21 protein-coding genes are annotated in these 25,696 nt (G+C 36.7%); 14 read left to right on the top strand and 7 right to left on the bottom strand.

Annotated features, from left to right (window positions below; genetic code table 11):
* The first annotated feature begins 86 nt into the window (after nucleotides 1-86).
* Nucleotides 87-1,385, top strand: coding sequence for an RNA polymerase factor sigma-54 (rpoN, locus tag U8519_RS09375; RefSeq protein ID WP_334330064.1), 1,299 nt, complete (start codon nucleotides 87-89; stop codon nucleotides 1,383-1,385).
* Nucleotides 1,386-1,774: 389 nt separating this feature from the next.
* Here rpoN and U8519_RS09370 read toward each other — a convergent pair whose 3' ends face one another.
* From U8519_RS09370 to U8519_RS09360, 3 genes are read right to left on the bottom strand one after another with little or no spacing between them, the layout of a single operon-like run.
* Entirely contained in the window at nucleotides 1,775-2,710 is a 936-nt protein-coding gene (locus U8519_RS09370) for a LacI family DNA-binding transcriptional regulator (RefSeq protein ID WP_334330063.1), read from the bottom strand.
* A 2-nt stretch (nucleotides 2,711-2,712) separates the two neighbouring features.
* A complete protein-coding gene (locus U8519_RS09365; RefSeq protein WP_334330062.1) occupies nucleotides 2,713-3,519 on the bottom strand; it encodes an HAD family hydrolase in 807 nt (268 codons plus the stop codon).
* 18 nt (nucleotides 3,520-3,537) lie between these two features.
* A complete protein-coding gene (locus tag U8519_RS09360) occupies nucleotides 3,538-3,996 on the bottom strand; it encodes a PTS sugar transporter subunit IIA (RefSeq protein ID WP_334330061.1) in 459 nt (152 codons plus the stop codon).
* Nucleotides 3,997-4,165: 169 nt separating this feature from the next.
* Here U8519_RS09360 and hisJ point away from each other — a divergent pair, with 169 nt between their 5' ends.
* The 3 genes from hisJ to U8519_RS09345 all read left to right on the top strand — a co-directional run bounded on the left by hisJ (nucleotide 4,166) and on the right by U8519_RS09345 (nucleotide 6,921).
* A complete protein-coding gene (hisJ, locus tag U8519_RS09355) occupies nucleotides 4,166-5,002 on the top strand; it encodes a histidinol-phosphatase HisJ (protein WP_334330060.1) in 837 nt (278 codons plus the stop codon).
* A 156-nt stretch (nucleotides 5,003-5,158) separates the two neighbouring features.
* Nucleotides 5,159-5,893: a 1-(5-phosphoribosyl)-5-[(5-phosphoribosylamino)methylideneamino]imidazole-4-carboxamide isomerase gene (gene hisA, locus U8519_RS09350; RefSeq protein WP_334330059.1), complete on the top strand. Its 735-nt coding sequence runs from the start codon at nucleotides 5,159-5,161 to the stop codon at nucleotides 5,891-5,893.
* A 104-nt stretch (nucleotides 5,894-5,997) separates the two neighbouring features.
* Nucleotides 5,998-6,921 (top strand): AEC family transporter, encoded by a 924-nt coding sequence (locus U8519_RS09345; protein WP_334330058.1) that lies wholly within the window; start codon nucleotides 5,998-6,000, stop codon nucleotides 6,919-6,921.
* A 71-nt stretch (nucleotides 6,922-6,992) separates the two neighbouring features.
* Here the strand turns inward: U8519_RS09345 and U8519_RS09340 are convergent, their stop codons facing one another.
* Entirely contained in the window at nucleotides 6,993-7,979 is a 987-nt protein-coding gene (locus U8519_RS09340; RefSeq protein ID WP_334330057.1) for a MucBP domain-containing protein, read from the bottom strand.
* Between the two features lie 264 nt (nucleotides 7,980-8,243).
* On the bottom strand, nucleotides 8,244-10,478 hold the full coding sequence (locus tag U8519_RS09335) for an ATP-dependent Clp protease ATP-binding subunit (RefSeq protein ID WP_334330056.1): 2,235 nt from the start codon (nucleotides 10,476-10,478) through the stop codon (nucleotides 8,244-8,246).
* Between the two features lie 296 nt (nucleotides 10,479-10,774).
* Between U8519_RS09335 and U8519_RS09330 the strand changes: the two genes are divergently transcribed.
* From U8519_RS09330 to U8519_RS09320, 3 genes are all read left to right on the top strand, one after another.
* Nucleotides 10,775-11,041: a phosphocarrier protein HPr gene (locus tag U8519_RS09330; RefSeq protein ID WP_334330055.1), complete on the top strand. Its 267-nt coding sequence runs from the start codon at nucleotides 10,775-10,777 to the stop codon at nucleotides 11,039-11,041.
* Nucleotides 11,041-12,765 carry a phosphoenolpyruvate--protein phosphotransferase gene (gene ptsP, locus U8519_RS09325; protein WP_334330054.1) on the top strand — a complete coding sequence of 575 codons (1,725 nt, stop codon included), beginning with the start codon at nucleotides 11,041-11,043 and terminating at the stop codon, nucleotides 12,763-12,765. The genes U8519_RS09330 and ptsP overlap by 1 nt, the downstream gene beginning before the upstream one ends.
* Nucleotides 12,766-12,894: 129 nt before the next feature.
* The gene (locus U8519_RS09320; RefSeq protein WP_334330053.1) at nucleotides 12,895-13,815 is read left to right on the top strand and encodes a peptidoglycan recognition protein family protein; all 921 of its coding nucleotides are present in this window, start codon (nucleotides 12,895-12,897) and stop codon (nucleotides 13,813-13,815) included.
* A 50-nt stretch (nucleotides 13,816-13,865) separates the two neighbouring features.
* On the opposite strand, the gene U8519_RS09315 is transcribed toward U8519_RS09320, so the two are convergent.
* Nucleotides 13,866-15,122, bottom strand: a complete 1,257-nt coding sequence (locus tag U8519_RS09315) for an ArnT family glycosyltransferase (protein WP_334330052.1) — start codon at nucleotides 15,120-15,122, stop codon at nucleotides 13,866-13,868.
* A gap of 436 nt (nucleotides 15,123-15,558) precedes the next feature.
* Between U8519_RS09315 and U8519_RS09310 the strand changes: the two genes are divergently transcribed.
* The 6 genes from U8519_RS09310 (at nucleotide 15,559) to U8519_RS09285 (ending at nucleotide 20,661) form a co-directional block, all read left to right on the top strand.
* Nucleotides 15,559-16,074, top strand: a complete 516-nt coding sequence (locus tag U8519_RS09310; RefSeq protein WP_334330051.1) for an SLAP domain-containing protein — start codon at nucleotides 15,559-15,561, stop codon at nucleotides 16,072-16,074.
* A 379-nt stretch (nucleotides 16,075-16,453) separates the two neighbouring features.
* Nucleotides 16,454-18,694: a ribonucleoside-triphosphate reductase, adenosylcobalamin-dependent gene (gene nrdJ, locus U8519_RS09305; RefSeq protein ID WP_334330129.1), complete on the top strand. Its 2,241-nt coding sequence runs from the start codon at nucleotides 16,454-16,456 to the stop codon at nucleotides 18,692-18,694.
* A 154-nt stretch (nucleotides 18,695-18,848) separates the two neighbouring features.
* Nucleotides 18,849-19,415 carry a TetR/AcrR family transcriptional regulator gene (locus U8519_RS09300; RefSeq protein WP_334330050.1) on the top strand — a complete coding sequence of 189 codons (567 nt, stop codon included), beginning with the start codon at nucleotides 18,849-18,851 and terminating at the stop codon, nucleotides 19,413-19,415.
* Nucleotides 19,416-19,494: 79 nt separating this feature from the next.
* Nucleotides 19,495-20,172, top strand: a complete 678-nt coding sequence (locus U8519_RS09295; protein WP_334330049.1) for a hypothetical protein — start codon at nucleotides 19,495-19,497, stop codon at nucleotides 20,170-20,172.
* A 93-nt stretch (nucleotides 20,173-20,265) separates the two neighbouring features.
* Complete coding sequence (locus U8519_RS09290; RefSeq protein ID WP_334330048.1) at nucleotides 20,266-20,451, top strand: PspC domain-containing protein; 186 nt, start codon at nucleotides 20,266-20,268, stop codon at nucleotides 20,449-20,451.
* Between the two features lie 21 nt (nucleotides 20,452-20,472).
* On the top strand, nucleotides 20,473-20,661 hold the full coding sequence (locus U8519_RS09285) for a PspC domain-containing protein (protein WP_334330047.1): 189 nt from the start codon (nucleotides 20,473-20,475) through the stop codon (nucleotides 20,659-20,661).
* A 527-nt stretch (nucleotides 20,662-21,188) separates the two neighbouring features.
* On the opposite strand, the gene U8519_RS09280 is transcribed toward U8519_RS09285, so the two are convergent.
* Nucleotides 21,189-21,770 (bottom strand): TetR/AcrR family transcriptional regulator, encoded by a 582-nt coding sequence (locus U8519_RS09280; RefSeq protein WP_334330046.1) that lies wholly within the window; start codon nucleotides 21,768-21,770, stop codon nucleotides 21,189-21,191.
* A 304-nt stretch (nucleotides 21,771-22,074) separates the two neighbouring features.
* Here U8519_RS09280 and U8519_RS09275 point away from each other — a divergent pair, with 304 nt between their 5' ends.
* The gene (locus U8519_RS09275) at nucleotides 22,075-25,113 is read left to right on the top strand and encodes an MMPL family transporter (RefSeq protein WP_334330045.1); all 3,039 of its coding nucleotides are present in this window, start codon (nucleotides 22,075-22,077) and stop codon (nucleotides 25,111-25,113) included.
* Nucleotides 25,114-25,696 lie beyond the last annotated feature (583 nt).

The raw sequence follows: 25,696 nt of genomic DNA, 5'->3' as shown, positions 1-25,696 counted from the left end.
TTACAAAATGAATGAAAAGCGCTATCATTAATTTTGAAGACAGCTCAAAAGCAAAGATTTTTAACCCGAAAGGAGGGCAATTTATTATGCAACTCACACAAGGACAGCGATTGAGTCAGAGGCAAGAGCAAAAATTATCACTGACTCAAGGGATGCGTCAGTCTATTTTAATGCTTCAATCAGATGCAATTGACTTAAGTGAATACTTAAAAGACATTAGTTTGGAAAATCCGTTATTCGATGTACATACCAATTTAGATGTCCCATTTATGCAAGGAACGAGGGACAATCAATCCTATCAATTAAGGGATAATGACCAATCGTTATTTGAATATTTGTTGGATCAAGTTCAATTAACAATGAGAAAGACACCGCTTCGTGATTTGGTTATCTATTTAGTTGAACAATTGGATCCGAATGGTTATTTGCCATTGACCGATAAGGAAATATTGGATGAATTAAAAGTTGATAAAATATCACTATTAGATGCTAAGACTTTGTTACAACAACTGGATCCACCGGGGGTCGGAGCCCATGATCTACGAGAATGTTTATTCTTGCAAGCTCAAGCTGATCCTGATGCACCAGAATACGCTGAGGAGATTTTAGATAAGTATTTTGACCTCGTCGCAGCTCATGATTGGAAAAAAATCATGCATAAACTCGACATTGATCAAGAGACTTTAGAAAATAATATCGATTATATCAAGTCATTGTCTGGAGCACCGGGAGAGCGTTATAACGGTAGTGATTTGCAATATGTTGTTCCTGAATTGCAGGTCAAAAATAACGGTGGTAAATTGAGTCTTGCTATGACAAGATATGGTCAACCACAATTGATTTTTGCTGAAGAAACATACGGTTTATTATCTAAGACGGTCGATGATGATGTGAAAAAATACATCAAACAAAAGTATGATCAGTATCAAACTCTAGAATACAATTTGGAGCGCCGTATCAAGACAATCTCTATGATCGGTAGAGTAATTGTAAAGAAGCAATACAAGTTCTTCACTCAAGAGTCAGATAGCCTTGAGCCACTGTTACTGCGTGACGTTGCACAAAAATTGCAATTAAGTGAATCGACAGTCAGTCGTGCGATCAATGGCAAGTATATCCAAACTGACTTTGGTTTGTTTCCATTGAAGCATTTCTTCTCCAGACGTAGTAAAGTGGCCGATGGGATTAAGAGTCGTTCAGTTGATCAAGTTAAGCAACAGATCAAGGAAATGATTGAAAAAGAAGACAAGCCTTTGAGTGATCAGAAGATTTCTGATTTATTGGGTGAGAATGGTTCGAAAGTTGCTAGAAGAACCGTTGCTAAATATCGTGAGCAATTGGGGATTCCAACAGCTGGTAAGCGTAAAAATAATCGTATGATTTAGATAGAGGTCGTGTTCGCTTCTGGTCAGCAGTAATTCCATCTGTAGCGGGACCGGTATGAGCCACAAACCGGTCTCATGACTCGCTTGCCTGCTTTGCACAAAACGCAAATCAGTCAAGACGTCCGTGCTGTAAATGCGGGAAAATCGCCCGCATTAACACCACAATCGCTACTGATTCCATTACTGCTGACCTCCAGCTAAACTATCAAGTAGACATAACAGCAAAAAGGGTACGTTACGGCAGAATTGTCGTAGCGTACCTTTTTGTTTTGTGGAAGAAGAATCAATTTCTAAATTAGGCTAATATCTATTTAGTAGAGGAGTAATAAAATCTAGCTGTTGATCACCACCAGCGGCATTCAACAGCCAACAGCAACACAGAGAAAGAATCATCTTAATATAAATTCCGATTCAACCGATAGCTGTTTGATTTCATTGTTAATTGCCAGTTCACAAGCAAGCTTTCCAACCTCATGAAAGTGATGATTGATAGTCGGAATGTTTAAAATACGACCAGACAATTGATTTTCCTGACCTACTAGCATAGGAAGTTTCAGATCATTGTCTAAATAAAATTGTCTAACCCCGGCGGCGATATCGTCACCATTGGTGAAGTAAATATCTGGTTCGTACTGATTATGATGGAATTGTGCAGCGGCGTTATAGCCATCATCAAAAGTCGTAACGTCAGTATTGAGTAACCTGTGATCAGGTTCTGAACCAAACGTCTTGCGATAAGCTTGAATTGTTTTTTGGGCCGTAGCACTTATTTGATAATCACGACTTAATAAGATAGAAATCCTTTGGTAATTTTGTGATTTGATCCATTTGTATGCGTCGATGTATGATTCTTCCCGATGAGTATAAGCAGCGGCAATGTTTAATTCACCAGGATTATGACAAATAACAATCGAACCGTATTTTTGGTATTTTAAAAGTTCTTTTAGTGAGATACCGTGCGAGGTGAAAATAATGGCATCGTATGCTTTACGGCGCAAGCGATTGAGGTAGTTCATCTCAACATCCGCATCGAACTTTGATGGCAACATTACGATTCGATAACCAGCTGGAAAGGCAGCACTCATTATTCCTTCGACTAATTGAGTATAGTAGGGATGTTTGGTGTGAGGTAGGACGACACCGATATTATGTGTTTTACCTTTACTGAGATCACGCGCTACGTCATTAGGGACATAATCGAAATCCTTGATGACTTTTTGAATATCTTGGCGAGCTTTGTCAGATACATAATTACGATTATTGATAACGCGTGAAACAGTTGATGAAGAATAACCACTGATCTTAGCAATATCATGAATATTCATAATTACACCTCGAGAAATTTCTTAATACCGTAAGCAACACCGTCTTCAACGTTAGTTTTAGTTAGATGTGTGGCATATTTTTTTACTTCTTCCATGGCGTTGTCCATGATGATAGCAGTGTCGACCATTTCCAACATGGGAATGTCATTGTGACCATCACCAAAGGCAGCCATTTCAGACTTATTGAGTGAATTGATCTCTTGAATATAACGAATTCCGTGTGACTTCTTAGCCTTGTCACTGGTTATCTCTAGATAGTTATTGCCAGAGCGTTGAATACTGACATTAGACAGTTTGAGATCGTTGAGATTCTGGATCAATTTTTCCAACTGGTCGTCATTTTGAGCAATAAACATGATTTTAAAAATATTATCTTTAGTCTCGTTCAACCAATTGTCATAATTGATAGTTTTGGCATTGAGACCAGTCAAACTAGTCTCTAGACGTGTTCCATAGTCGATTTTGTCAGTATACCAATCATTTGCAGTATAGAAACTCATACTGATAGCCGGCATTATTTTGCGAATTTGAGAAGTGATATTTTTAACAGTGCCTATTTCAAGGTAATGTTCAGATATTTTATCGATTGAATCTCCGTCTCGCTTGTAGATCAAACCACCGTTGAAGGCAATTTGAATACTAGTTAAACCTAATTTGTCGATCGTATCGAACATTTCCATTGGCGCACGAGCTGAGACCAATGTAAAAGGTATACCACAATTTTTGATTACTTCAATATTACCGTTACTAACAACACCTTGATCATTTAGTAACGTTCCGTCCATGTCAGAAAAAATATGCTTGATCATCTTAACCCCTCAAAGAATCTATTTTTGTACAGTTGTCTCACTTAATAATTCTACCAGAGAATCAGGATCATCGAGACTGCTTTGCAGTTTATCAACTAAAATATTATCCTTAAGATCATTTCTAAGATCATCAACAATTTCTTGATAATCCTCTTGATGATTATTTCTAGGCATGATCAAGGCAATTACGATATTTACTGGTTCGCCATCTTCAGAGCGCCAGTCGATTTGATTGTCAAAGGTAAAGACGAAAGTTTGGATCTCATTGACATCACTTGAATTAGCGTGAGGAATCGCAACTTTGCCACCTAGTGCAGTACTACCCAAGGCTTCACGTGATAAAAAGCCACTCTTGATTTCCTGCTCATCAATATTTATTTTTCCGGCAATAGCTTTAGAGATGATCGATAGTACATCGATTTCATTGGTATTTGGTAGATAAACATTTGTGAATACATTTTCGTTTGAGATTTTCATAATAGAACACTCCTTATTAAGCGAGTGTCACGACGTCGGTACACTTTTGCTTTATTGATCTTACAAGTGCATCTTAAAGTGTGGAACGCGTTCCACGTCAAGGGAAAATTTTATTTTGTTTAAATTTTTGATTTGTGATAAATTTTAAACAAAAAATAGGGGTGATAAAATGCTTTTGGACGGACATACACATTCGGAATTTTGTCAGCATGGTAGTGGCGAACCAATGGAAAAAATGGTTTTACGTGCTATTCAATTGGGGATGAAAAAATATTGTATTACTGAACATGCACCTTTACCAGCTGACTTTAAAAATGTTTATGCTGGAAATCCGTCAGGGTTCAGTACAGGAGCTATGGACTTGACCGACTTACCGGCTTATTTGAAAGAGGCACAAAGACTGCAGAAGAAGTATCAGTCTGATTTAGAGATTTCGATCGGTTTTGAAGTTGATTATTTGGAAGGCTTTGAGGACTTTACTAGAGATTTTTTGAATGAGTATGGTCCACAGACTCAAGAAAGCATTTTGTCAGTTCACTTTATGCAGGGGAAGGATCAGAGGCAATGGTGTATTGATTTTGATACCGCAACTTATCAAGAAGGCTTTGAACAGTTCTTGGATGATCCCCAACGTATTTTTAAACAGTATTATCAAACCGTTAAAAAATCCGTGGAAGCTGATTTAGGGACATATCGTCCTCAACGAATCGGTCATATGAGTTTGATCAGAAAGTTTCAGGACTATTTTGGTCTGACGGAAGATCTGGACCAAGATAATGTTGAATTGATTACGTCCATTCTTCAAGAGGTTAAGCAACAGCATCGAGAATTAGATTTAAACCTTTCAGGACTCTATAAGCCATTGTGCAACGACTTTTACCCTGGAAAGCAAATTTTTGATATTGCTAAAAGATTAGAAATACCAATGATCTATGGTTCAGATGCTCACGATATCAAAGCTGTTGGGAGAGGACAACATTTAGTTAAAACGATTGATTTAGCTTGACATGGCGGTCTCTAACTCCTATTATTAATTTTAGATTAAATAATTATTAGAGAAATTAATTTTACTTTAATTATAAAATCTGATGCGATTAAATATGCCCTCTTAACAGTTTTGTTAGGAGGATTTTTTTCAGGATAATAAGGGAGTGGTGGAAGGATGATTTTTCCAGCAATCGATTTACACAACGGTCAAAGTGTTCGTTTATTTAAGGGAAATTATAAACAGGTTACCTTGATCAATAAGGACCCATTAGAGCAGGTCAAAAAAATTGCTTCATATGAGGTAAACCAATTACACATTGTTGATTTGGATGGCGCTAAACTCGGAAAACCGCAAAATTATCAAATAATCAAAGAAATTCGGCAGAATTTTTCTGGTTTCATTGAAGCCGGCGGAGGAATTCGTAACTATCAAACCGCTCAGAATTATCTTGAATTAGGCATAGATCGAATTATTATCGGGTCAGCAGCAATCGAGGAACCTGCTTTTGTTAAATCACTGTTGAGAGAATATGGTAGTGATCGAATCGTCATCAGTGTCGATGGTGTAAATGGCAAAGTTGCGGTGAATGGCTGGTTAGAACAATTGAATGTTGAAATGGAGAGCCTGATCAAGGTTATGGCTGAAAGTGGTGCTAAACATTTTATTGTTACCGATGTTTCTCGTGATGGAACCATGACCGGCCCTAATTTAGATTTGTTATTCAAATTGAAGCAAGATATGCCACAAATTAATTTCATTGCCAATGGGGGGATTCGTGATTTACGCGACTTGCACCATCTCAAAGCTTTTGGGCTGACAGATGTTATTATTGGTAAAGGATTATATGAAGGAACGATCACGCTCGAACAAATTGCCAAGGTTGGTAAAAATATTAGACAAGATTTTTGAATTAATTAAAAATAAATCATGTAGAATTACGTAATTTAATATATAGTAATCATTAAGGGTGAAATTGATCACTCTTTTTTTATTTTGAGGAAGGAAATCCTTATATGAATATAGGACAAATAACCAATCAGATAGTTTTGATGTTTTGCTTGATGTTAGTTGGTGTCGTTATCAACAAGTTCAAATTCATGCATGCACAGACTTCCAATGATTTGACTAATATATTACTTTACGTAGTATCACCGTGCTTGATCATCAATGCTTTTGAACAGAAGTATTCAAGCAGCCGAATCAAACAATTTATCTTAGTAGCAATCGGTATACTTATTTTTTATATTGTCGCCATTATAGTTTCAAAACTGATATTTGGACGCTTGAAGAATGATAACCTGCGGCGGATCACGCAATATGGTAGTGTTTATTCGAATGCTGGCTTCATGGGTATTCCCTTGACTAGCGCCTTGTTTGGATCAACAGGTGTCTTCTTTGCGGTTGTTTCCTTAGCGGGTTTTAATATTTTTAGTTGGACCCATGGCGTTTCACTGTTTAGAAGTGATGAGGAACGGATCGATTATAAGCAAGTTTTGTTGAATCCTAATTTGTTTGCCATTGTCATTGGTTTGATAATGTTCTTGTTCTCATTGAGGTTACCAGGTACCTTGAATCAAGTTGTTAAGTACGTCGGATCGATCAACACGCCTTTGTCGATGATCGTTATTGGTAACAGTCTTGCTAATATTAAGTTGAGCAAGGATATGTTGAACAAGAACCTAGGTTTGACATTGATATTAAGAAATTTAATTTTTCCGATTTTAATGATCTTTATGCTTAAATTTTTGGGAGTAACTGGGATCGCTTATTACACGACTATAATTATGACAGCTTGTCCAGTAGCAGGGATTGTCGTGTTGTTTACACTACAAGCGCACGGGGATGCTGGGCCGGCTATTTCGTTGATGAGTATTTCCACGATACTTAGTTTAATTACTATTCCATTGGTGTTTGCCGTCGGTGGGATGGTATTGTAGATTCTTAATTGTCATACTTTAATGACAAAACATAATTAAAAAACTTCACCCCTTTATTGGAGTGAAGTTTTTTATAAGTTCAAATATTTGCTTTCAATGTAATAACCGTCTTTTAATTCAGCCCAAACACTGTAATTATCTAGTTGGATCAAGCGAGTTACGAAGACTTCTTGTCCACCGTAGTAGCGTTTGTTATCCATCGTTCCATAAGGTGTTTCCCAGGCAGTTACGTTTTGATCCTCATAATAAAGAATCTTAGAAGTTCGATTGATATCACGACTGTCGATAACTTGGTAAATATAGCTAATGTTATTGGCGGTCGCATTCAATGGATTATTCAGTTGTCTTTGTTGTTCGATCTGTTTAGTAGTGTATTCCTTCAAGATAACTGGTGTGATTTTTTCAGAACTTGGAATCCAAGTACTACCACCGAGGTTGTACCAAATAACATTACTGTATGTTTCTTTCAAAGCTTTGTAGACACGCCAAGTTGAGTCGTGGGGGATCGGTAGTTGCAGAGGTGTTTTACTACCGGGTTCTTCGAAGACATTGACGTTATCTTTGGTCTTGATGAATAAGTTTTTGTCTATTTTGTATGTAACTAGTGGAATAGTATTGTAGACAAACTCATATTCTTGAACTTGGTTAGAAAAATGCCCCTTGGCTTTTTTAGGATAGTCTACTAAGAATCTCTCAGCTTCAGCTAATGGTCTTGCTTGGTAATCTTTATTCAATTCACCATATAAAAATTGCGGATCAGAAATCAGTTCACCGTTCGTATTACGATGGTAAATAACAACTGGAGCAGCAATTTGCTTGAAGTAAATCAAATAAATTCCGTCTGGATTAGGAATAAATGACTGTTGGAAGTTTTGAACAGAGGATAAAACATAGCCCGGGATGGTTTTCCAAGGCATATCAAGTGCGTCCATATAATGGCCTTGAAGAGTGACTGGTTCGGCAATTTGATTACCTACTGAGTCAATGTAGTTGATTGTAATCTCTATATCATTACGAGTTATTTTTTTTACTTTGGAAGAAACTAAATTATTATTCATATGCATGTCCCCGTGTTTAGGGGAACTGGTTCTTTTTCTTATTTTCCCCATAGTTAGACCCCTTCAATGTACTTTTTAATTATTGTAATTCTAACATAGTAAAGTAGTATAAAAGTTGCTCTCAAGCCGTTAGGGGGATAATTTAAATGAAATATAAAGAAGACTAAAGAAAATTTTAAGGATTATACAGAGTGGGGTAGATTTGGGCAAAAAAATAAACCGAGATTGTAATCATCTCGATTTATCTTTACCTATTATAATAAGTTATTTGTTTTCTGTAGACGAATTGTCAGCCGGTAGATCACTTGATGAGCTGTTGTACTTACCAATTGTAATCTTACCATCGACGATTTTAGCTTCTAGATCTTTTTCTTGAGCGTTGTCTAAGAAGTAATCGGCAACTTTGTCTTCGATTTGTTCTTCGATAACTCTTCTCAATGGACGAGCACCCATCTTAGGATTGAAGCCAAGATCAACAAGCTTTTCCTTAGCATCTCTTGTAACGTGAATACTCAAGCCTTGATCGGCAATCATTGAGTTAGTATCATCAAGCATCAAGTCGACGATCTTCATCAAGTTAGCCTTAGTTAATGAATTGAATTCAACGATACCGTCGAATCTGTTCAAGAATTCAGGTTTGAAGAATTCTGATAGACGATTGATGATTGAATGTGTGTGACCACTTGCTTCAGCACCGAAACCAACATTTGCTTCTTGCAAACCTTGTCCGGCATTAGAAGTCATGATAATGATCGTATCTTTGAAGCTGACTGTACGTCCTTGAGAATCTGTCAAACGTCCGTCATCAAGAATCTGTAAGAACATGTGCATTACGTCAGGATGAGCTTTTTCGATTTCATCTAATAGGATCAAACTGTATGGATTACGACGAACTTGTTCAGTCAATTGACCAGCTTCTTCGTAACCAACATACCCTGGAGGTGAACCGATAAGCTTAGACACACTGTGTTTCTCCATGTACTCAGACATATCGAAACGAATCATTGAATCTTCAGTACCGAATAGCTCACGTGCTAATTGTTTAGCAAGTTCAGTCTTACCAACACCAGTAGGTCCAACAAATAGGAAACTACCGATTGGACGACCAGACTTATTGAATCCAACTCTGTTACGACGAATTGCTTTAGCAACTTGATCGACAGCTTCGTCTTGTCCAATAACGTGACTCTTCAAGTCGGGTCCCAAGTTCTTCAATTGAACTTGTTCGTTTGATTGAAGTTCACCGACAGGGATGTTTGTCTTTTCTTCAACGATTTGTTGAATGTTCTTTTCGGTGATAACACTCTCATCAGATGGTTTTTCTTTGGCACTGTCCTTCATATCTTGGAACTTAGTTACTTGATCACGATAGTAAGCAGCCTTTTCGTAATCTTCATTACGTAGAGCGGCTTGCTTTTGAACTTCAGCATCAGAGATCTTATTGTCTAAGTCAGCCATGTCAACGTGATTGATTTGGAGGTTCTTCTTAGAGCCAGCTTCATCGATCAAGTCGATAGCCTTATCAGGCAAGAATCTATCTTGGATATAACGTGCAGATAATTCTGCAGCTGCCTTGATAGCTTCATTTGAATATTTTACATGATGATAGTCTTCGTACTTAGGTTGGATACCTTTTAGAATTTGAACAGTTTCTTCTACTGAAGGTTCATCAACTTGAACAGGTTGTAGACGACGTTCTAGAGCTGAGTCCTTTTCGATAGTTCTGTATTCATTCAAAGTAGTAGCACCAACTAATTGAAGATCACCACGGGCTAGGGCAGGTTTCAAGACGTTACCAGCGTCCATTCCACCTTCAGCGTTACCAGCACCGACGATTTCATGGATCTCATCTATAAATAGGATGATTTCCTTACTCTTTTGTAATTCTTGGATCAATTGTTGCATACGTTGTTCGAATTGACCACGGACACCAGTTCCCTGAACTAGTGACACAACGTCTAGACGAACGACACGTTTGTTTTGTAGTTTTTCTGGAACATCTCCATCAACGATCTTTTGTGCAAGACCTTCGACGACAGCTGTTTTACCAACACCAGCTTCACCGATTAAGACGGGATTGTTCTTTGTTCTTCTATTTAAAATTTCAATTACACGGTTAATTTCTTTATCACGACCGATAACAGGGTCGATTTGGCCTTTTTTAGCCAATTCTGTTAAATCAACACCATATTGATCTAACACACCATTTCCACGATTGCGGCCACGGTTGTTTCCACCGTTACCACCAGTCTGTGTTTGTGGACCTTGTTGACCAATGCCATTAGCAGCTTGTGCGCCACCATTGTTCAAGGCATTGAACAAGTCTTCAAAACTTGAAAAACCGTATGGATTTTCTGCCATATTATTCATACCTTCGTTAGCTTGATTTCGTAGTTGTTGATAGCAATTCTGACAGAGGTTTATTTCTGTACGTTGACCATTAACACTTGTATACAAATGAATTGTTGCTTCATTTTTGTGACAATTTTGACAAAGCACTGACACCCCACCTTTCTGTCTCATATACAGGATACAACGGTAGTATATAATTAGCACTCGCATAATGCAAGTGCTAAGTCTTGAAAATCTCATGTAAATTATTAAGAAATTTATCGAGAAAAGTAATACGTTTTCAAATCGCTTGCATGTAAGCGGTGCATGGCTTATTATAAAAGGGTTCATTGAGAGGTTTTTATGTAAAACTCTTGTGAAAGAAACTATATAATGGTAAATTAGTTAGTGAATATTTGTAGAATACTACAATAATTTTAAAAATATGGTGAGGTATTTATATTATGGAAAAGAAAGAATTTCACATTATTGCAGAAACAGGAATCCACGCACGTCCAGCTACTATGTTAGTACAAGCTGCTAGCAAGTTTGCTTCAGATATCAACATTGAATTCAATGGCAAGTCAGTTAACCTTAAGTCAATCATGGGTGTTATGTCACTAGGTGTTGGCCAAGGTGCTGATGTTACAATCACAGCCGATGGTGATGACGCTGCCGAAGCTATCGTTGCTATTTCAGACACAATGACAAAGGAAGGTCTTGCTGAATAATGGTTAAAACTATCAAAGGGATTGCAGCTAGTGACGGTATCGCTACAGCTGAAGCATACCTTTTAGTTCAACCAGATTTGTCTTTCGATAAAAAGAGCATTTCTGACGCTGACGCTGAAGTTAGTCGTCTAAAGGATGCAATCGCAACATCAGATGCTGAACTAACAAAAATCAGAGACGTAGCTAAAGAATCACTTGGTGAGGAAGAAGCTCAAGTTTTTGATGCACACAAAATGATTTTGGCTGATCCAGAATTCACAGGTGCAATCGAACAAGAAATTAAAGATCAAACCGTTAATGCTGAACAAGCACTTGACGATGTTTCAAAGAACTTTATCGCAATTTTTGAAGGAATGACAGACAATCCTTACATGCAAGAACGTGCTGCCGATGTACGCGATGTCACAAAACGTGTAATGGCACACTTACTTGGTGTTGAATTACCTAATCCTTCACTAATCGATCATGAAGTAATTATCGTTGCTCATGATTTGACACCTAGTGATACTGCTCAATTAAATAAGAAGTATGTTAAAGGTTTCGTTACTGATATCGGTGGACGTACTGCTCACTCAGCTATCATGGCTCGTTCTTTGGAACTACCAGCTGTTGTTGGTACTAACACAATCACTGGAGACGTTAAAGATGGTCAAACCGTAATCCTTGATGGACTTAACGGTGCTGCTATTATCGACCCTTCAGATGAAGATATCAAGAAATATGACAAGATGGCAAAAGACTTTGCTGCTCAAAAAGCAGAATGGGAAAAATTAAAGAATGAAGCCACAGTTACTGCTGATGGCAAACACTTTGATATTGCCGCTAATATCGGTACACCAGATGACCTAGATGGCGTTATTGCCAATGGTGCTGAAGGTATCGGACTTTACCGTACAGAATTCTTGTATATGCAATCAGATGAACTTCCAACAGAAGATGATCAATTTGAAGCATACAAGAAAGTTCTTGAAGGTATGAAAGGTAAGCCAGTTGTTGTTCGTACAATGGATATTGGTGGTGACAAGCATTTGCCATACCTACCACTTCCAGAAGAAATGAACCCATTCTTAGGTTACCGTGCTATTCGTATCAGTTTGGATAGACAAGAAATCTTCAGAACACAACTTAGAGCCTTGTTACGTGCCTCAGCATTCGGTCAATTACGTATCATGTTCCCTATGATCGGTACATTGGCAGAATTCAGATCAGCTAAGAAGATCTTCGAAGAAGAAAAAGCTAAGTTAGTTGAAAAGGGTGTAGAAGTTTCTGATCACATTCAATTAGGAATGATGATGGAAGTTCCTGCTGCTGCTGTTCTAGCAGACCAATTTGCTAAGGAAGTTGACTTCTTCAGTATTGGTACAAATGATTTGATCCAATACACAATGGCTGCTGATCGTGGTAACGAACATGTTTCATATCTATACCAACCATATAACCCTTCAATCTTGAGATTAGTTAAACATGTTATTGACTCAGCTCACGCAGAAGGCAAATGGGCCGGTATGTGTGGTGAAGCTGCTGGTGATAACATCATGGTTCCATTACTACTTGGTATGGGTCTTGATGAATACTCAATGTCTGCTACATCTGTACTTCGTGTAAGAAGTTTGATGAAGAAGTTGAGCACAGCTGATCTTAAAGAATTAGCTGATCGTGCAGTTAACGAATCAATCACAAATGAAGATAACAAGAAGCTTGTTGAATCATATATCAACAAGTAATGATTTTAAAAAACAGACATCGAAAGATGCCTGTTTTTTTTGTAACCAAAATGTAACTATTTTTTTGTGTTATGTATCATTTAATGGGTTTATAGTTGATACGAGAGAAACTAGGGGGAATGATGATACATGCGTACAAAATTAAATAGGGGAGTAATCTGTTTATTGAGTTTAGTCTCAATTCTCTTTGGAATGTTGGTTATTTCTAATTCCACAGAAGTCAAGGCAGAAACAGTCAATGAATATATTATTAACAATAAGATTAGACCAGTTTCCATTCAATATCGTGAAGGTACTTTTAATCAATGGTTTGGATATGAAAATGGTGTCGGCAAGCCTGAAGGTGTAGTTGTTCATGAAACAGCTGACTATAGTGCAACGGCAGAAAACGAAGTGGCTTTCTTTAATCGTGAGTGGCCTACAATTCAAAGCTATGTTCATGCATTTGTAGATAATAATGAGATCATTAATATTCACAGTGCTGATTACGGTGTTTGGGGTGCTGGTCCAACTGCCAATAATAAATATATTCAAGTTGAATTGTGTGAAACACATACTCGGGATGCATTTGCTAGATCAGTTACTAATGATGCCTATTATGTAGCCGCAAAATTGATACAATACGGTTTGCCAGATGTTCCTGGACAAACAGTTGTTTCACATTATCAAGTAAGTAAAATGTATGGTGAAACAACTCATACTGATCCAACGGGCTTCTTTGCTTCAATGGGCTACAATATGGATCAGTTCAATGATTTAGTCTCAACTTTTTACCACAACTTAAAACTATATGGTGATGTTTATATTACTGGAGGAAGCACTAATTCTGGTAATAACGCAAGCTCAGCTAATGTCTTACGTGTAAATAATCCTAATGGTTCTTATGTTCCAATTATGGCAATGAGAAATGATGGTACATTTGCCAGAGTAACCAATCGTGCCTTGATGAATAATACCGATTGGCAAACTGATAAGGTCAAACAATACAATGGTGTTACATATCGCAGAGTTGCCACAAATGAGTGGGTTGCTTCTACCTATGTGATTTAATTGATAGCAAAAAAGAGTACTCATGATGTGAAATCATCATAAGTACTCTTTTATTTTTTAGTTCGGATATCGCTGATCCAATTAATAGTTTTATAAACTCCTAATCCGGCCATAATCGCTATGATTGGTAAGAATTCAATACGATAACGACCTTGTACCTCAATTATTAAATTAGCAACCGCAAATGCCATTAGTGGTAGTAATAATAAATAAAAGTTATCGTCAAATTTGGTCTTGAATAATAATATCGATCCGATCCATGAAAAGATGATCAGGATAATTGAACCAATGTATGCCAGATAATTTACAATATTAACCGTCTTTTGCGAGTGATTATTTGAATAGTTAGTAAAATCAGTAGCCATAGTTCTACCAGACCAAAGTATTTTGGTTTTACTAAGGAACAGTGATAGCCAGGCGTGATTTTTGTTTAAGAATTTTATCTCACTACGTATTTTTGCTTTCTCAACAGTTCTGTTTTGTTCACGAGTCTTGTTTGAGTCGATCAAGTCGTTTAGATCATTAGAGTATGTTCCACTAGATTCATAATGTAGTCCCGTTAAGAACTTCCATTCTGTATCGTTATTACTCAGGCCATGTTCGTTGATACCTGAAGCCTTAAGACCGACCCCTGTAAGACTGAATAATACAAAATAAATTACTAAAGTTAACAAGAATAGTGATGAGGCCTTGAAGTCACGTTTCTTCATTAAAACATAGATCAAGGCGAACACAATTATTCCCGCAATAATGACTGGACCAATCGGTCTAATTAGACATCCGGCAGTGAGTGTTATTCCTGCAAGAATGTAGCTCCAAAGCTTGTTCTTGAATAGCAGATAAAATGTTATCAAATATAATAGTGAGCCAAGATATTGATTATCAGCTTGACTATTTAATGCAAACCAATCAAGATCGATCATTAATAATAGGACTGAAAGGCGAGCTATTTTAATGTTATTAAATAGTTTGTTTACTATTAAGTAAGTGATAAAAAGTGTCAGCACTTGATAAATTATGTTTAAAAATTGCATGACGAAAACATGATATCCAAAAATCTTGACGATACCAAGTATGTACAACATGAATCCTGTTTGGTAGGCATACTTAGCAAAATAATCCTCTTCGGAGTAATACAATTTGTCACCTTTAAAATATCCTGGTGCACGACTCCAAAAGTTACCAAAGTCACTCCATTGGATATTTGGAACATTCAAGACCCACATTAAAGCAACAATGGTGAAGATCATTAATAACGAAATAAGTACCGTATTGTTTATCTTCTTATTGTCAGTTCTGATCGTCATTAAGACGTATCCCGCAATTATAACGAGTATAAGAGCTATGACTAGAATAATGATATTTCTTACAGAATTTTGAGCAAGGTAGTTTTGTTTAAAAACTAGCAACATTAGTAAAAAAACAATACTAGTGAATATTACTACACATGACAAAATAGACTTGCTTATAAAATTTTGAAATTTAGTGATGATTTTCCCCCTAAAATTGCCTTAAAAATAAAGCTGTTTTATTTTCCCCATTTGTAAATCTATTAAAGAATTACTGTTATATAGTAGCATAGTGTCCTTGTTATTTCGTAATTATTTCGTAAACGAACGTTTTGTAGTATTTTATTTTTTATACTTTTTGTCTATGTGATATGTCCCTGAATATTTGTACCTAGATTGGCACGGTGCTATTTTAGCCGTGAATCAAATAATAGATTCCGAGGCTAATAAAAAAATGAAAAAAAATCTTCTAAAAACAATAAGTATAGGTTTGATGGGTTTATCTCCAGCATTGTTGATGGGAATAAGCTCATTGGGGACTGTCACAGCTAGTGCTGCCGAGATCAATCCTGAAGAAAATGTTAAGTGTATGACGGTTTACGGGTCACCAGAGCCAATTTATAATCGACAAGGTGAATTAACAGGAAGATATTTGGCAGTTGGTACCTCATGGCGTTTAGGAAAAGCCATTCCTATAAGTGGTAAATATTACTTTGGAGTTGGCACTGACGAGTATATTGCCGGTAAATCCGAAAATTATTCCTACACGCCATATGACGGCACAGTTCGTGTCTTAAGTTCTACCGAACCAGCTGCAATTTATACTAGAGATGGTGCAAAAATAACTGGACGTGCCTTAGCACCAGGCACATATTGGCGCACCGACAGAGTAGTCAACCTTGGTGGAATAAGTTATTTCAGAGTTGCTACTGATGAATATGTTTGTGTAAGCGATGCTGCACCAGTTTAAAATTGTTAAGTACTAATAACAGATAATGGAAGATGAAGTCAAGATGATTTCATCTTTTTTTGTTGGAAAAATTTCGTGTCAAGTACTTGAAATTTGTCAAAAAGGTCTAATTAAAATTATCATTGCTTATCATGCGATAAGCATATTAGAATGGTAGTTGCGGATTTAAAATGACTCAATTGAATTAAGTTATATCAAAATTTAATTCCAAAAAAAATTTTTTATGTAAGCAAATTTATAAACACCGTAATTGACGGTGCTTCCCGTTGCCAAAATCAGGTTCACTTATTTATTTAACAAACACCACATCTTGTTATATAATTCGACTTGAGATACCATATATAGTGTTATTTATTAATAAATGGAGTGAAGCAATATGATGAACTTATTAAGAAAAATCAAATTAGACGATGAATTTATAGATGAAGTAAAAGAAACTATTAAACCACATTGGGGAGAACTAGGCTGGGTTACTTACAAGCGGACATATGCACGTTGGATTCCAGAACTAGGACGTACCGAAAACTGGTCTGAAACAGTTAAACGTGTAGTCGAAGGTAACATCAATCTTGACCCTCGTTTGAAAGATGATTCATTGACTGAAGAACAATATCAAGGACTAGTCAATGAAGCTAAAGAATTATATAAGTTAGTCTATGGATTAGCAGCTACTCCATCAGGTAGAAATCTCTGGATCTCTGGTACTGAGTATCAAGATCGTAACGGTGATGCCTTGAACAATTGTTGGTTTATTGCCATTAGACCACAAAAATACGGTGACAGTCATATTCTTCCTAGTTATTTAACAGAAGACCAAGTTGCTGTATCAATGCCATTTTCATTTATGTTCGATCAATTGATGAAGGGTGGCGGCGTTGGTTTTTCAGTTGTTCCTGATAATATGAAGAAGATGCCTGTTGTTGATAAGAAGATCAATTTAACGGTCCTAATCAGCAAATCTAGCGCTTCTTACAAAGATTCTATTGCGGCAGGTGCAATTGACCGTGAAGATTACTTAAAAGACCACAGCACTGATGACGTTCGTTTTTACAAGCTTCCTGATACTCGTGAAGGTTGGGTAATTGGTAATGCCAACATGGTTGATGCCCATTTTGCTTCAACTAATGCTGAAGGCGTTAATGATGTTGTTTTGGATATTACTGATATTCGTCCTAAAGGTGCTAAGATCAAGGGATTCGGTGGTACTGCCTCAGGTCCTGTCCCATTGATCGAAATGTTTTTTGATATTAACGAAGTTTTGAACAACGCTGTTGGCAAGCAACTAACATCAGTTGATTGTACAGATATGGGTAACTTGATCGGTAAAACAGTCGTTGCTGGTAATGTTCGTCGTTCAGCTGAATTAGCTCTTGGTGGAGCAACAGACAATGACTTCATTACTATGAAACAAGATCAAGAGAAGTTGTATCACCACCGTTGGGCTTCTAATAATAGTGTTTCTGTTGATTCTAAATTCACTAAGTATCAACCAATTGCTGATTCGATCGTTCATAACGGTGAGCCAGGTATCGTTAACTTGGAATTGTCACGTAACTATGGACGTATTGCCGATGGTTATCAACCTGGTATCGATGATGCTGTTGAAGGAACTAATCCTTGTGGAGAAATTTCTTTGAGCAACGGTGAACCATGTAACTTGTTCGAGGTCTTCCCAGTTATTGCCGAAAAACAAGGCTGGAAGTTGGAAGAAGCCTTTAATCTAGCTGCCAGATATACTAAGCGTGTTACATTCAGCAACTACGATTGGGAAGTTTCACGTAAAGCTATCCAAAAGAACCGTCGTATCGGTGTTTCAATGTCAGGTATTCAAGACTGGATCTTAAACACTTTTGGTAACCGTGTTGTTACTGGATTTGAAGATACCAAGGATCAAGATGGCGTTGCCATCAAGAAACCTATCTATGATCAAAGAATCGTTAAGAGATTTGATGATTTGTATCATTCAGTTGTCAAAGCGGATGAAAGTTATTCTGATGAATTGAACTGCAATACTTCTATCAAACATACGACTGTTAAGCCATCAGGTACAGTTGCTAAGTTGGCAGGTGTTTCTGAAGGGATGCACTTCCACTATGCAGGTTACTTGATTCAAAGAATCAGATTCCAAGATAGTGATCCATTGCTTCCAGCCTTGAAGGCCTGTGGTTACAAGATTGAACCTGATATTTATACAAAGCATACGATGTGTGTTGAATTCCCAGTTAAGGCTGTTAATGCAGATAATCCTAACTTTGCATCAGCTGGTAATGTTTCAATTGCTGAACAATTTGCTACACAAGCATTCTTACAAACATATTGGTCAGATAATGCGGTAAGTTGTACCGTAACATTCCAACCAGACGAGGCTAAAGAAATTGCACCATTGATGTACCAATACAGACATACAACTAAGTCAACTTCATTGTTGCCATATAGTGGTGGTGAGTTGAAGCAAGCTCCTAAGGAACCTATCAACAAGAAGATTTATACAGAACGTGAATCGATGATCAGTGGCAATGTTGCCAAGGTATTTGCTGATATGAATGATAATCACGATAAGAAAGATATTGAACTTGTTGATCAATCTGATTGTGAGAGTGGAGCATGTCCTATTAGATAGGATGATCTAAAAATAAATAATTAATTTATTAACGTATTTCGACAATTGTGTCGTGATACGTTATTTTTTTGCGATTAAGTGAGTGGCAATTTTAATTTGACAAAATGAATGAATTATTATAATATTCATTCATTGATAAAAATGGTGGTGCAAAATGGAAGATAAGGAACAAAGATTATTTGATTCAGCGCATGACTTATTCTTGGAGCAAGGATTTAAGGAAACTAATATTTCTAGCATTGCAAAGAGAGCTGGCGTGGCAGTCGGGACTTTTTATCGTTACTTTGATTCGAAGGAAGATATTTTTGTTAAAGTTTATAATTTTGAGAATGAAACTGTTAAACAACAAATTATTAATAGTATCGATATGAATCAGGAACCTAATGCTTTGATTAGTGAAATTTTAAAACAAATCTTTGCATATACGAATGATAATCAGATTTTGCAAGAGTGGTTTTCTAATTCCAAGATCAATTCGATTATTGTAAAAGCCAATGCTCATGCGGCTGAGAACAGTGTCGTCTATGCTACTTTGAACAAGTTGATCGATAAGTGGGACCAGGAAAATCGAATTAAAGATGGAATCAAAAAAGGTCGAATTATCAGTATGTTCAATGCTTTATCGGTAGTTGATATTCATCAAAAAGAAATTGTAACAGATGATTATTTTCAATTATTGAATGATTTGATTGCTGGTATATTAGCCATCTGTTTGAAGTAACTCAGTTAATTGAGTTATTTTTTTAAGTCAAATAATGAATGAATTGTTGAAATATTCATTCATAAAAGGAGAAATAAAAATGAAAAATACATTATTAATGAGTTTAGTCGTTATTTTGATTCTAGCCTGCGTGATCGGCGGAGGAATCTTTTGGATCAATAATTCAAATCAGAGATTTAATGTCAATCAAATGTCGATTAGTAAATTAACAAGTAAAAACATTAAATTGGATGAACTGAACAATATTGATTTGAACGTTAGAACAGCGAAGATCGTCATTGAAGAAGCTGATACTAATTCTGTTACGTTAGAAAACGTAACTTCTCATGAAGTAACTGTGGATAATGACCAAAGTAGTTTGAAGATCTCACAAGAAAATAGTAACAAGCATCAATTAGAAATCGGTAAGTCGCCAGTTATTATTATTAGAGTGAAGCAAAACTTGAATTCAATTAAGATCAATCAACTAAATGGTACATTGAACCTGCACAAGCTCAATGTTGATAATATGAAAATCGATCATGTGAATGGATCTACCATTATTAATAATTTGAAATTAAAGAATGGCGGAACAATTAATAAGAAAAATGGAAAAACTGAATTAGATAAGGTGAATATTCCCGGATTAAAAGTTAAGGTCAAAACTGGAGCATTCAAATTAAATGGTACTAAAAAAAGTAACTCATACAATGATAACCATGCAACTCAATTGATCATAAACAGCAATACTGGCCAAGTTTCAGTGGATACTAAGTAAAGTGACAAAATTGTAAGTTGGATGTAAGTAATTTGAATGTACTAAAAAACATTAATATTTTATTATATTAGTAAAGATAAGGGGGAGTCATTTATGCATATTCCAATTAAACGATCAAGTAATAATAAAATTTTGGCTGGGGTAGTTGGTGGTCTATCAGAACATTTCAACTGGAATCCAGCGATTGCGAGAATCCTATGGGTCATCATAAGCTTCACGCCTATCTCGGGTATCATTGCTTACTTAGTATTGTGGTTACTAATGGAGAATCCAGAATAATAATACAGAGGGTGAAGAATAATGCATATTCCAATCAAACGTTCAAGAACTAATCAAGTTATCGGAGGAGTCATCGCAGGTTTCTGTGAAAAATATGGCTGGAATCCAGCTGTTGGTAGAGTGTTGTATGTTGTTTTATCATTAACACCTGCATTTCCAGGGATCATTGTTTATTTAGTATTGTGGTTACTGATGGAGCAACCTGATTAAATTTTAGAATTTGCAGTTCCTATGCCGCTTCCGGTTAGCAATAATTGGGACCAGCCCTAGCCAAAAAGCGGTCTAGGACTTCGCTTTCTTGCTTTGCATAAATCGCAAATCAAGAAAAGCGTCCAGTGCTGTAAATGTGGGAAAACCACCACATTAACACCACTTTTGCCACTGATTCCATTACTGCTGACCTCCAGCTAAATATATTTATTACAAAAAACAGCATATTATGACGATTTGGATATATTATCTATCCACTTGTCATGATATGCTGTTTTCGTTTATTAAAATATGAAATTTAATTTTTATATTACTGCCAAGCAGTCACTAAATTCGAAGTAGCACATATTTAGCTGATGATTCCCAACAATGGAATCAGCCGTGATAGTGTACTTAGCGATTTATCGCTTAGTACACTGGACGACTCGGAAGACTACAGGCTTCCGAGCGAGGCTTAAGACGAAGACTTAAGCCGGTCCTTCGGCAGATGGAATTGTTGAGCATCATCAGCGGAATAGAACCACAAATTAAACGTTAAATCCACCATTCAATAAACTGATCAAATACTCGTCAGCAGTCTCCGAGTTGATCTCTGGTTGTTCAAATAAGCACCACTCTAACACAGCAATAATTAAATCACTGTAAAAACGTGCAAGAAGCTTAACCGGTACTTTGACCTGGTCGTTTTCTTTACAGTATTCGAATACCAAAATATCAGCTTCGTGGCGTAAATATCCAGACATACTGTGCCAAAGGTGTGAATCGGCACCATTGTTTTTGGTAATATTTGCCAGTAATTCTTGGTGATCATTGAAGAATTCTAATAGTAGATTGAATATCTTCACGATGCCAGTTTCTCCGTCCCCATCTCTAGGAATCTTATCCAAAATATCCTTACCGATGTATGACCATAAATACTGTAGTAGATCAAATTTATCATCGAAATAATTGTAGAAGGTAGCGCGTGGATATTCGCTTTTTTTACAAATATCATTAACGGTTATTTTATCGAATTCTTTTTCACTTAATGATTCGAACATTGCTAAGCGAAATGCTTTTAGAGTTCGCTTAGCACCTAATGTCAGGTGTTGAGTTACGTCGATCTTCATTTCATTGCCCCCAAATATAATCCCATCTATTCGACATTAACATAAGTATAGATTTTTGCAAGTGCAAAACTACGGTGCAGCAATGCAATGAAAATCAACTATATTTTCAAGTATACTTGGCTTTTTCATTCAAAATAGATGATTTTCATTACATTTTTAGACATTTACCATTTATCTGTCTAAATTAAAACATATATATATAAATTGTCTCTTGTCTAATTTTGCCTTTAATTTTATTATTATCGTTGTATTTTGACAGTTGTCAATTATTATACAAAACGTGACGAGTTGAGGAGATGTCAATATGAAGCAGATCACAAAAAAATATGTGCCTGCTCTAATTGGATGGATAATTGTTGTGGTAATTGCATTAATTGCAATGCCTAATGTATCGCAATTAGTTAGGGATAAGGGAAATATAACTTTACCAAGTTATACTGAAAGCCAGAAAGCTTCGAAGATGGAAAAGAAGGCTAATGGCAACAAGGCGGTTCGTACTTATACTGCAGTCTTTAATAACAATGGTGATAATAAGTTTACGGCTTCCCAAAATAGAAAGATTACTCGTAAACTTAATAATTTGGAAAATAAGAATTCACTGAAGATCGAAAAAATTATGGGTCCGAGTGACAATGCTGAAACAAAGAAACAGTTGATTGCCAAGGATAAGTCCACACAATTGGCCCAAATAACGGTTAAAAATAATGGATCAGTTGGACCACAAGTTAATGAACTTAAACGACAATTAAAGATGTCGGGGATCAAGACATATGTTACCGGATCAGATGCTTTGAATGATGAATTCTCAACAGTTACTGAAAGAGGAATTCAGAAGACAGAAGTTATTGCTGTAATATTTATTTTCATTGTTTTGATTTTGGTCTTCCGTTCACCGATCGTTCCTCTAGTATCGTTACTTAATGTTGGTGTTGCTTTTGTCACATCGTTAAGTATCATTATGAATCTTGCCAATAAGTTTGATTTTCCAATCTCTAACTTTACACAAGTATTCTTAGTTGTTGTTCTATTTGGTATCGGAACTGATTACAATATCTTACTATATAATTACTTCAAAGGAGCGCTTGCTCGGGGAATGTCGGCAGTTGAAGCTGCTCATGATGCTCAGAGACACGGTGGTAGAACTATTTTATATAGTGGTCTTTCAGTATTGATTGGTTTCTCAGTTTTATTGTTAGCTAAGTTCTCCTTCTATCAAAGCGCGGTCGGAGTTGCTATTGGTGTACTAGTACTTTTGGCAGTTCTTTTAACCTTGAATATGTTCTTTATGGAGACGCTAGGAGCAAAAATGTTCTGGCCAAGCAAAGTCACTGCTGGTCGTGGTAAGAGCAGAATGTGGTATGGATTATCAAGAGCTGGTTTGGCATATCCAGTTGTGATTTTAGCAATTATTGGTATCGTTGCAGTTCCATTCTTAGTTAATACCAATTCGACATTGAACTTTAACAATGCTGATGAAGTTCCTAATACTTATCAAGCCAAAAAAGGTTATGAAGTTATTCAGGATCATTTCAGTAAAGGAATGTCTGCTCCAGCCACAGTTTATATTCAAGATAGTTCCAAGATAAATACTCAAGCTAAACTAGCTGCGGTCGATGATCTAACACAATATCTAAAACAAGAACCAGGTGTTAAGACTGTTGCTTCTGCCACTCAACCAGGTGGTAGTAAGATCAAGAGTATGTATTTGAAGAATCAATTAACAAGTATTACTGATGGATTGACCACCTCAACTAAAGGTCTCGAGAAAATCAAAAAGGGTTTGAGCTCTGCCAGTTCACAACTTCAGAGTGCAAATATTAGTGGTAGTACAGCACAGGTTCAAGAATTAGCTAATGGTACTAGTGAATTACAATCAGGTGCACAGCAATTATCTAGTGGTATTAGCCAATATACTAATGGTGTTTCGAGTGTTAATAGTGGTTTACAAAGTGCCAGTGGACAAATGCCAGCTTTAACTAGCGGAGTTTCCACACTGACAAGTAGTTCACAACAATTGTCATCGGGATTATCTCAATTACAAACACAAGTAAGTTCCATCTCTTCACAGGCAAGTCAATTATTAGCCTTGATGCAAAGCAGTGGACAGGATACTTCAACCGCAGCGGCTGAAATATCTCAATTGCAAAGCTCGATCAGTCAACTAAGTAGTGGATCATCTGCTATTTCTTCAGGTATGAGCCAATTACAAGGTCAAATTCCAACTTTAACGTCTGGTATGTCGACCTTGGCAAGTGGAACAAGTACGCTGAATGCAACTAGTTCAACACTTAATAGTGGCGGTCAAACCGTTGCCAGTGGTGCAGCAACTGTTAACAGTGGTGTGCAACAGATGAATACACAACTTAAGCAAATGAGTTCTGAAGTTACACAACTAGAATCAGGTTTGTCCTCAGCTAGCGATGGATTGGATTCATTAGCTTCTGGTAATAAGACTATGAAGACTTACTTAGATGGATTACGCAAGTCATACGTTGGTGATACGTTCTATCTTCCTAAGCAAACAATTAAGAGTAGTGAATTCAAACCAGCTCTAAATGCATATATGGACAGTAATCGTAAGATTGCCGAAATAACGATCGTCTTCAAGGGTGATCCTAATAGTGAAACAACTTCCAAGCAATTGAAGACTATTCAAACTGATATGAAAGCTAGATTAAAGCATGGAGCTTTGAAGAATGCCAAAGTTGCTGTTGGTGGCGAAACTTCTCAAAATAATGATTTGAGAACATTAGCTAACGGAGACTTCGGTCGAACTGCTTTGATCATGACAATTGGTATCGGTATTGCCTTGATAGTTGTTACTGAATCAATTTTGCAACCAATGACTATTATCGGTACATTGTTGTTGGCATATGAGGTTTCATTGGGAATTACTAGAATTGTTTCCAAACTTGTTCTAGGTGATCCGATGCTGAGTTGGAATACTCCATTCTTTACCTTCATCATGCTAATGGCACTTGGAGTTGATTACAGTATCTTCTTGATGGTCAGATTCAAGGACGAACAGATGCCTGATCTAAAGGATAGAATGCTGAATGCTGCCACAGCAATTGGTGCGGTTGTTATTTCCGCCGCAATTATTCTAAGTGGTACATTCGCTGCCTTAATGCCATCAGGTGTCACAACTTTGATTCAGGTAGCATTAGGTGTTATCTTTGGATTGATAATCTTAGTAATTATTCTTCCGTTGACCTTATCGTCATTGATCAGTTTGATGATGTGGCATGAGAAGAGAATCCATAGAGTTAGAAAGCCTAAGAAAAATAAAAAGAAAAAATCAGCTAGTGGCTCAAAAGATGAAAAGAAACCGGCCACTGATTGATATTTCCGCTTCCGGTCAGCAGTAATTCCATCTGTAGCGGGACCAGTTCAAGCCAAAGAGCGGTCTTGAACTTCGCTTTCTTGCTTTGCATAAACCGCAAATCAAGAAAGACGTCCGTGCTGTAAATGCGGGAAAATCACCCGCATTAACACCACAATCGCTACTGATTCCATTACTGCTGACCTCCAGCTAATTTGATTAGTACATAAGAATAAAAATAGCGCATCGCGAAATTTTATCGTGATGCGCATTTTTTTGCCTTGGTAAAATATAATGATTGTCAATTAACGTACTATCAAAATAGTATGGGTCTAGGAGGAGTACTGATGAAGTAATACAAACCTAGCTGGCGATGGTCAACAATGGAATCCGCCGTAAAAGTGTTCTTAGCGATTTATCGCTTAGAACACTGGACGACTTTGAAGACTACAGGCTTCAAAGCGAGGCTTAAGACGAAGACTTAAGCCGGTCCACGGCAGATGGAATTGTTGACCATCACCAGCGGCATCGAACAACCACCATACATATCCACTCACAAAATTAGGCAATGGGTTATAATTATTTTAAAATGGAATGAGAGGGA

This window comes from Companilactobacillus sp. HBUAS59699, from assembly GCF_036913575.1.
Taxonomy (GTDB): domain Bacteria; phylum Bacillota; class Bacilli; order Lactobacillales; family Lactobacillaceae; genus Companilactobacillus.
The sequence above is the reverse complement of the archived record's forward strand: the minus strand, read 5'-3'. Positions and strand labels throughout refer to the sequence as shown.

Bases quoted from the DNA above. Each gene is read 5' to 3' on its own strand.
- U8519_RS09365 (WP_334330062.1), bottom strand. From the start codon at position 3,519: ATGATCAAGCATATTTTTTCTGACATGGACGGAACGTTACTAAATGAT.
- U8519_RS09275 (WP_334330045.1), top strand. From the start codon at position 22,075: ATGAAGCAGATCACAAAAAAATATGTGCCTGCTCTAATTGGATGGATA.
- U8519_RS09370 (WP_334330063.1), bottom strand. From the start codon at position 2,710: ATGAATATTCATGATATTGCTAAGATCAGTGGTTATTCTTCATCAACT.
- hisJ (WP_334330060.1), top strand. From the start codon at position 4,166: ATGCTTTTGGACGGACATACACATTCGGAATTTTGTCAGCATGGTAGT.
- U8519_RS09300 (WP_334330050.1), top strand. From the start codon at position 18,849: ATGGAAGATAAGGAACAAAGATTATTTGATTCAGCGCATGACTTATTC.
- U8519_RS09360 (WP_334330061.1), bottom strand. From the start codon at position 3,996: ATGAAAATCTCAAACGAAAATGTATTCACAAATGTTTATCTACCAAAT.
- U8519_RS09285 (WP_334330047.1), top strand. From the start codon at position 20,473: ATGCATATTCCAATCAAACGTTCAAGAACTAATCAAGTTATCGGAGGA.
- U8519_RS09315 (WP_334330052.1), bottom strand. From the start codon at position 15,122: ATGACGATCAGAACTGACAATAAGAAGATAAACAATACGGTACTTATT.
- ptsP (WP_334330054.1), top strand. From the start codon at position 11,041: ATGGTTAAAACTATCAAAGGGATTGCAGCTAGTGACGGTATCGCTACA.
- hisA (WP_334330059.1), top strand. From the start codon at position 5,159: ATGATTTTTCCAGCAATCGATTTACACAACGGTCAAAGTGTTCGTTTA.
- rpoN (WP_334330064.1), top strand. From the start codon at position 87: ATGCAACTCACACAAGGACAGCGATTGAGTCAGAGGCAAGAGCAAAAA.
- U8519_RS09330 (WP_334330055.1), top strand. From the start codon at position 10,775: ATGGAAAAGAAAGAATTTCACATTATTGCAGAAACAGGAATCCACGCA.
- U8519_RS09340 (WP_334330057.1), bottom strand. From the start codon at position 7,979: ATGAATAATAATTTAGTTTCTTCCAAAGTAAAAAAAATAACTCGTAAT.
- U8519_RS09295 (WP_334330049.1), top strand. From the start codon at position 19,495: ATGAAAAATACATTATTAATGAGTTTAGTCGTTATTTTGATTCTAGCC.
- U8519_RS09280 (WP_334330046.1), bottom strand. From the start codon at position 21,770: ATGAAGATCGACGTAACTCAACACCTGACATTAGGTGCTAAGCGAACT.
- U8519_RS09320 (WP_334330053.1), top strand. From the start codon at position 12,895: ATGCGTACAAAATTAAATAGGGGAGTAATCTGTTTATTGAGTTTAGTC.
- nrdJ (WP_334330129.1), top strand. From the start codon at position 16,454: ATGAACTTATTAAGAAAAATCAAATTAGACGATGAATTTATAGATGAA.
- U8519_RS09290 (WP_334330048.1), top strand. From the start codon at position 20,266: ATGCATATTCCAATTAAACGATCAAGTAATAATAAAATTTTGGCTGGG.
- U8519_RS09310 (WP_334330051.1), top strand. From the start codon at position 15,559: ATGAAAAAAAATCTTCTAAAAACAATAAGTATAGGTTTGATGGGTTTA.
- U8519_RS09345 (WP_334330058.1), top strand. From the start codon at position 5,998: ATGAATATAGGACAAATAACCAATCAGATAGTTTTGATGTTTTGCTTG.